This is a genomic window from Microcystis sp. LSC13-02, from assembly GCA_002282935.1.
In the GTDB taxonomy this organism is placed as follows: domain Bacteria; phylum Cyanobacteriota; class Cyanobacteriia; order Cyanobacteriales; family Microcystaceae; genus Microcystis.
This window is the reverse complement of the sequence record MTBT01000008.1, coordinates 1-6925: the sequence shown is the minus strand read 5'-3', so window position 1 is coordinate 6925 and position 6925 is coordinate 1. Positions and strand designations below refer to the sequence as shown.

At 44.8% G+C, this 6925-nt stretch carries 5 protein-coding genes; all 5 read right to left on the bottom strand.

Features of this window, described 5'->3' with window-relative positions; translation table 11 throughout:
• Positions 1–92 precede the first annotated feature (92 nt).
• The 5 genes from BGL89_RS00310 to BGL89_RS00290 all read right to left on the bottom strand — a co-directional run bounded on the left by BGL89_RS00310 (position 93) and on the right by BGL89_RS00290 (position 6562).
• A complete protein-coding gene (locus BGL89_RS00310; RefSeq protein ID WP_286823640.1) occupies positions 93–617 on the bottom strand; it encodes a zinc ribbon domain-containing protein in 525 nt (174 codons plus the stop codon).
• A gap of 165 nt (positions 618–782) precedes the next feature.
• Complete coding sequence (gene acsF, locus BGL89_RS00305; protein ID WP_286823639.1) at positions 783–1859, bottom strand: magnesium-protoporphyrin IX monomethyl ester (oxidative) cyclase; 1077 nt, start codon at positions 1857–1859, stop codon at positions 783–785.
• Positions 1860–2376: 517 nt separating this feature from the next.
• A complete protein-coding gene (gene lpxC / locus BGL89_RS00300; protein ID WP_286823638.1) occupies positions 2377–3189 on the bottom strand; it encodes a UDP-3-O-acyl-N-acetylglucosamine deacetylase in 813 nt (270 codons plus the stop codon).
• A gap of 78 nt (positions 3190–3267) precedes the next feature.
• Complete coding sequence (locus tag BGL89_RS00295) at positions 3268–5253, bottom strand: BamA/TamA family outer membrane protein (protein ID WP_502692581.1); 1986 nt, start codon at positions 5251–5253, stop codon at positions 3268–3270.
• A gap of 430 nt (positions 5254–5683) precedes the next feature.
• Complete coding sequence (locus BGL89_RS00290) at positions 5684–6562, bottom strand: Hpt domain-containing protein (protein ID WP_286823636.1); 879 nt, start codon at positions 6560–6562, stop codon at positions 5684–5686.
• Positions 6563–6925: the final 363 nt, after the last annotated feature.

Genomic DNA, 6925 nt, shown 5'->3' with positions numbered 1-6925 from the left:
GGGTAAAATCGGAACGAGTAGGCTTTTTCCATGTCTCACATTTTAGCATATATTTCGTAAATGTGTTAATATTTAACAGTAAAGCCGTCGTTCTAAAAACTCTTTGTCTGGGGTAACTGATGACCACAGCTACTACAAAAGCGATCGGTTGCCGCTACTTTTGCCCCGCATTGACTACAAAATCGCACTTGACTGACGGTTTTTGTGTCTCCCATGCTCATTTTCATATCTCCCATTTGCATTTCCATAGGGGCAAAATTCATCGACATATTACCCATTTTCATCGGTTGCATCGGTTGCATCGGTGAGGAGGAGAAACTGGTAGCAGTGGTCGATTGAGAGGACTGAGAAACTCCAGAGGTATGAGGAGAGGAAAAACCGATACTGCTTCCTTGAATTTGGATTCTGTGGGGTCCAGTTTCAGTGATAATTTCAATAATTGCCCCTTGGGGAATTATCTCTATTTGGGGTTCTTTTGTCCAAACTCCCGTAGCAAAACTACTGCTAGACTGCTGTTGTTGTCCCACTGCACCACTAGCGAGAGTTACAATCGTCTGCAGCCCTTGATTATCGAGATAGAGACGTTGTCCTGTGGGTAATTCACTATAAAGAGCCATATTTTTGACAGGAAAAAGTAAAAAGTAAAAAGTAAAAAGCTAGTTAACACCCCTACAGATCCAGTCTAGCGAGGATAGAAATGTTAGAGGATTTTCTTAAGAATTTTATCGACAAAAAAAGGGTGGTTTAACCCACCCTCACCATGTCTCAAGAAAACAAACTTTTTAACGGACGCTACCGGCTAATTTATCGACCCGAATCGGTTTCATCAGGTACAATTTGAGGAATTGCCAAGCGTTAGAGGCGAAGATAGGCAATTTCTTCAGTAATTTAACCGGTGCGGCACTGTTTTCGCTATCGATCGCCCGTAATCCCTCGTTATTGCCAACACAGATTTCTAGGCGATCATAAAATTCAGGACTATCCACATCGAGAATAATCGGGAAGACGCGGCCGGCGGTTTCATTGGTCTTCTCGATCACATACTTATCGTACTCGCGAGCGTCCAAACCGAGAATGGCGTAGAAACCAGAACGCTGAGTATCATTGAGATACATCGTAGCGAAGACCGAAAGCAGGAAGAAACGACACCAGAGACGAGCGCGCCAATCATTAAGAATATCAGGTTGGGCGCGCATGATCGCATCAAAGAAGTCCCCGTGACGGTTTTCGTCTTGACACCAATTCTCGAAGAAGTTAAAAATCGGATAAACCCGATCTTCGGGATGTTGTTCGAGATGACGATAAATGGTGATATAGCGCCAATAACCGATTTTTTCGGAAAGATAGGTGGCGTAGAAGATAAATTTCGGTTTAAAGAAGGTGTAGTTACGGCTTTTGGTTAAAAATCCCAAGTCAAGGGAGAGGTTAAAATCCGATAAAGCCTTATTAAGGAATCCAGCGTGACGCGCTTCGTCCCGGGACATGAGGTTAAAGCATTCCGCGAGGAGGGGATTTCTGTTTTTTAAACGTCTGCCGAGTTCTTTGTAGAGAAGAAAGCCGGAAAATTCGGCCGTGCAGGATCTTTCCAGAAATTCCACGAATAAGCGGCGAGTTTCGCCATCAATATGCTCCCAAGAGCGATCGAATTCTTGATTGCGAACGAAGTGATGCCGGTTATAATCGGTACGGAATTCCTCTAAAATCGCTTTCAGTTCTTCCTCATTAGCGGCGATCGACATTTCCGCCATCGCTTCAAAATCAGTGGTGTAGAAGCGGGGAGTGAGGATCGTTTCTTTAGCGGGAACTTTTATACCCGGACGGATTTCCTCGAATTCTGGTTTTTGGATCGTGCTGACCATAGGGATTATTGATTTTACTCTGGGATGATGATTGAGACGAGTAAAGGCTCTGAGGTGATAATGACGAGCCGTGAAAAAACGGCTAGGATTCACTATAGCAAGCTCTCAGCCCTAGACTCCCTTCCTGTTCATTAAAAGTTACAAGTCTTAATTAAGCTGTGTGAACAAACGCGGATTTTTCGCTCTGAGTCTTGATAAATGTTCGGGGATAGGGAGCGGGGTGTGGGAAGTCGGGTGTCGGGTGTCGGGTGTCGGGTTTTACCCATTTTCAGGTGGTCAATTACCTAATTTTCAGGGAAAAAGTGCCTAAATTTCCCCCCCCGAAAGGTTTTTAGATTTATTCGGCAAAACCTAATTAGGGTCTGCTGAAAAAGTTTTTCGGTGGGGGTAGGAGTCAGGAGTCAGGAGTCAGGAGTCAGGAGTTTCAATCCTATTTTCTTGCACTAACATCGGACTTTAACAGGTCAAAAGCTTTATTTTAAAAGGGTTTTACCATTATTCAGCAAGCCCTAATTAGTTAACCCTGAATTGCTTTAGCTAATTGCACGTGAAGTTTATGACTGGCTTTAAAAGCCATGTAATGAGCGGTGGGAATAGTTCCCAGTAAACTCAAATCACCAATTAAGTCCAATAATTTATGTCTTACTGGCTCATTTTCAAAGCGTAAAGGAGGATTTAACCATTGATTTTGATCGCAGACTAAAGCATTTTCTAAACTGCCTCCTTTAATTAAACCAGCCTTTTGTAAATATTCAATTTGATCGGCAAAACCGAAAGTCCGGGCGGATGCGATCGCTTGACTAAAACTTTCCTGATCAGGACTCCAACTATACCATTGATTACCGATGGGTTTATAGGTAAAATCGATCCCGTAGGTAAAACGTAATTCAGGGGAAGGAATCGCCGCCACAAAAGCATCTCCTTCGTACAACCAAATCGGTTGAGAAATCGTTAAATCTGATGGAGAAAAAGAGTTATCTAAACCAGCATTTTCGATCGCTTCTACCCAGATTTTGGCCGAACCATCGAGGAGGGGAATTTCCGCACCATCCACCTCAATGCGAGCATCCTCTACCCCCAAAGCGGTTAAGGCCGCTAATAAATGCTCAACGGTTCTAACCTTGGCTTCTCCTTGTCCCAATTCCGTTGATAAAGTCGTTTGGTAAACCGAAGAAACTAGAGCGGGAATAATCGGTTGATTGGCTAAATCTCTGCGGACAAAATAACGTCCCTCCCCAGGATTTGCCCCACAGACGCACACCCGTGTTATCTCCCCCGAATGCAGGCCAATTCCCGATAATTCAAATTGTTTAGCGATAGTAGAAACCATAATTATTAAGTAATAAAGCTTTTATAAGTGAACAACAAAAAGAACTAAATTTATCGATAACTGATCACTGATAACTGATTAGAATCGTTCCCCGATACCGAAATGGAGACGAGAACCACCATCGACATTAAAACCGTAGTCAACCCGAATTTGGCCGACGGGAGATTGTACCCGAACACCTAAACCGTAACCGAGACCAGTACCGGGTAAACCCCGGACAATCCCGGGTTGACCGGGGACATCTCCTTGGGAACCAATAGTAGTGCCGAAATCGACAAATAACGCCCCCCCAATAATTGCTACTATGGGAAAACGATATTCGGCCGTCGCTTGGAAATAACTGCGACCGCTACCCACTTCCCCCTCGGCGTAACCCCGTACAGAGTTACTACCCCCAACGATAAAAGCATCGTAGGGGGGTAAATCGCCTAATACTGTCCCTGCTTGCACATTAAAAGCGAGGGATTGCTGACCTTTAAAAATATCGGTTTCAAAGAGATTAAAGGAATTAATAAACCGAACGGGGATAAAGTAACTGTAACTACCCCGAACACGAGTGCCGAAAATACTGCCAGAACCGACCGGAATAGTTTGTTCTAAACCTAGACGCAGGAAAGAACCACTGGTGGGCTGCAGGGGATTATCACGAAAATCTTGAATAGCGCCAATATTTAGAGAAAGTATATCATCGATCCCAGAGGAACTAAAAGCCAGTTGTTGACTGCCAAAACCATTGAGAGGTGCAGACAGGGGGGAGATGTCACCATTGGCATTTTGCACCTGTACCTGTTGATAGTTAAAGCCTAGGGAAACCACCCATTTTGGTTTCGTAAACACATCGGGGGCCAAAGGACGGACAAAAGTAATACCGCCACCCGTCCGGACGATACGGGGACTATCATTATCGTTAAGCGTCCGAATCGAGGAATTTTCCCCATCATAAACCAGAGAAATCGACTGTCGCCGGAAAACGTTCACCGTGTAGGAAGTGCGGAAATTATCCTTGGCAATCCAAGGATCGGAAAAATTCAGATCAAATAAAAATTCCCGTTCCCCTAACTGGACTTCTGCCCCTAAAGTTTGGTTATTACCGCCAAAATTGCGCTGTTGATAGCTTACAGTGCCGAATAAGCCCGCATTCGAGCTAATACCACCCCCAGCAGCCACGGAACCGGTATTACCTTCCACCACATCGACGTTAACAATCACCTCCCTTGGGTCGCTGCCGGGAGAAAAAGACAGACGCACATCCTCGAATAAACCGAGACCGAAAACACGCTGTAAATCCTGTTGGGCCGTATTGCGGTTAAAAATATCCCCCGCTTTTAGGCGCATTTCCCTAGTAATGATAAATTCTCTAGTTTTACCCTTGACCGGTTCCTGTTCGACGTTAAAGTAGCGTACTTGAATTTTTTCGATTAAACCTTCGGAAATGACCAGAATCACCCGACCATCGGGAGTGACTTGCGGCGCACCGATTACCTGGGCCAGATCATAGCCGTTTTTGCTGTACCAGTCATTGATTTTTTTTACCCCCGCCTGTAATTCCCGCAAATTCAGGGTTTTGCCGTATTGACTAGCGAAAATTTCCTCGACCACCCCGGCAGGTAAAATCGATTTGTCCATAGTTTCCGGGGCAATTTGAATCTGTACGCCCTGAAAAACGGGGTTAGGTTGCACCTCAAAGGTGACTCGCACCCCTAGAGGCGTATCTTGGGGAACTGCCCGCACATCAGCAAAAAAGCCCGTGGCAAAAACGGCGTTAATATCTTCTTGCAGTTGCGATCGAGTCGTGCTTCGTCCTGGTCGGGTGCGAATGGTATTATAAACTAGATTTTCTAATTCTCGATCGGCCCCCTGTACTACCACTTCGGCCACCAAAACTCGCGACTCCTCCGCCGCCACTGGTGGGGCTGTTGTGGGAGTTTCTGCAGGGCTTGGGGTTTCCGTCGGGGTTTCCGGCGGTGCTGCCGCGGGTGGCGTAGTTTCTCCCGTCGCAGGAGGAGACTGTACTATCTGCTCGACGCGGGGAAAAACCGTTTCTTGCGGTTCTTCTTCGGCCATTACCGTCCCGTGAAATAATCCGAAAATAGCCAGCAGCAGGGCCAGCGAGGAATATCGCCCCGAAAAATTGAGATTTTTAAGCACTTCCACACACCCATTAACACCATTATGGTTTTGTTTGTTTTCTCTGCCCGAGAAATTTAACGAACGTTAAAACTCTAGCAGATTGCTTACTCTCAGTAAATCCCAGCTTGACCGGTGACTAAAGAGATACTGCATCAGGTCTGATATTGGTCAGCCGTCAGCATTAAGTTTTTATCTTGCCATATCTTAGCTTTTTCCGGTTTGGCTCTATCCCAATTCACCCTCTAGAATTATTGCCACCTCGGTGGGCGCACAATTAATTACATATCTTCCTAACTCACCAAAATTAAAAACAATTAAGTTTATTCTCCCGGGAATCCCCCACCTTTTTACACCAGCGCAGATGTCAACGTCTTATTTGTAATAACTGTACCAGTTGCGAGACCTGTTGGCGATTAAACATTTGCAGCAGGGTACTAGCTACTAATTCCGGTTCTAGGGTGATCAGGATTTGTGGTAATTTGGCGGTGGCTAATAACTGCAATTCTTGACTGACGGTGATTTCTTCCCCGCAATCCCATTCCAATAAATCACTAGCTTGTTTTAATTCTTTAATAATAACCGGGGCGAGAGTGCGGTAGGAATGTTTGGGGTTAGCCAGGGCTGATTGGGCATTTTTAACTAAATATTGCCACTTTTGCTGTTCTGAAGCCAATTGAGACAGAGATAAATTTAATTTTTGTAATTGCTGACGGGAAGCACTGGTTTCTTCCTGTTTGAACAGTTGTAACATCTGTTTGAGGATATCTCTGACGCTGATGGAGATAGAAGATGTTGCCGCAATGGCAGGGGTAGATTTTTTTTGGTCGAGAAGATAGTTAAGATGGGACTGTAATTCGGCAAAAGTAGGTTCACCTTTTTTAACGATAGCGTTAGCTTCCTCGGCTTGCAAACCTAATGGACCGGGCAGCTTATCGATCAATATCTGAAGCAGATCATAACCCTTGAGGAACAAAGATTCTAATTTTTGATCCACTTGTATGGGATTTTCTTTCAGTATTTTGAAAGCATCCTCAAGACGGTGAGCAGTTTTTTGGATACTGCTATAACCTAACATGGCCGCCCCCCCCTTGATGGAATGGGCGGCACGAAACATCTCGTTCATCTGTTCAGTATTGTTCACGAGATTGCCTAAGTCTAAAATCCCCTGTTCCAAAGTTTCCAGGTGTTCTTTTGCTTCTTCGATGAAATAGCCGAGAATTTTCTGTGCGTTAGCGGAGTCCAAGGTCTTATCCCCCCTTATCACGATGCTGTCTAGTCCTAGATTGCCCAGTTTTTCAGAAAATATATCAGTTATGGGGCAATGGCTAGGAAAACTGGCCCAGACGGACACAAGCTAAGTTCAAAATCAACGGCCACAAAGGTTCTCAGCTTCTCTTGCTCAAAATAGATCGATACAACGGCAGGCAAAAAGCTAAGGAAAGAATCGGGGATGGGAGCAAGCTGACTAGAAATTATTATTGATCAGAGGGAACTGAGTTGTTGACTATCTAAGATTACCCCAAAATCGACCAGGCGATCGAGAGGTACTGAATAAAAAATTAAATTGAGGGAAATATTTAGTACAAGTAAACTAAGTTATCCGCAC

Excerpts from the sequence above, each read along its gene's own strand:
- BGL89_RS00310 (WP_286823640.1), bottom strand. The coding sequence starts at position 617 with ATGGCTCTTTATAGTGAATTACCCACAGGACAACGTCTCTATCTCGAT.
- acsF (WP_286823639.1), bottom strand. The coding sequence starts at position 1,859 with ATGGTCAGCACGATCCAAAAACCAGAATTCGAGGAAATCCGTCCGGGT.
- lpxC (WP_286823638.1), bottom strand. The coding sequence starts at position 3,189 with ATGGTTTCTACTATCGCTAAACAATTTGAATTATCGGGAATTGGCCTG.
- BGL89_RS00295 (WP_502692581.1), bottom strand. The coding sequence starts at position 5,253 with ATGGCCGAAGAAGAACCGCAAGAAACGGTTTTTCCCCGCGTCGAGCAG.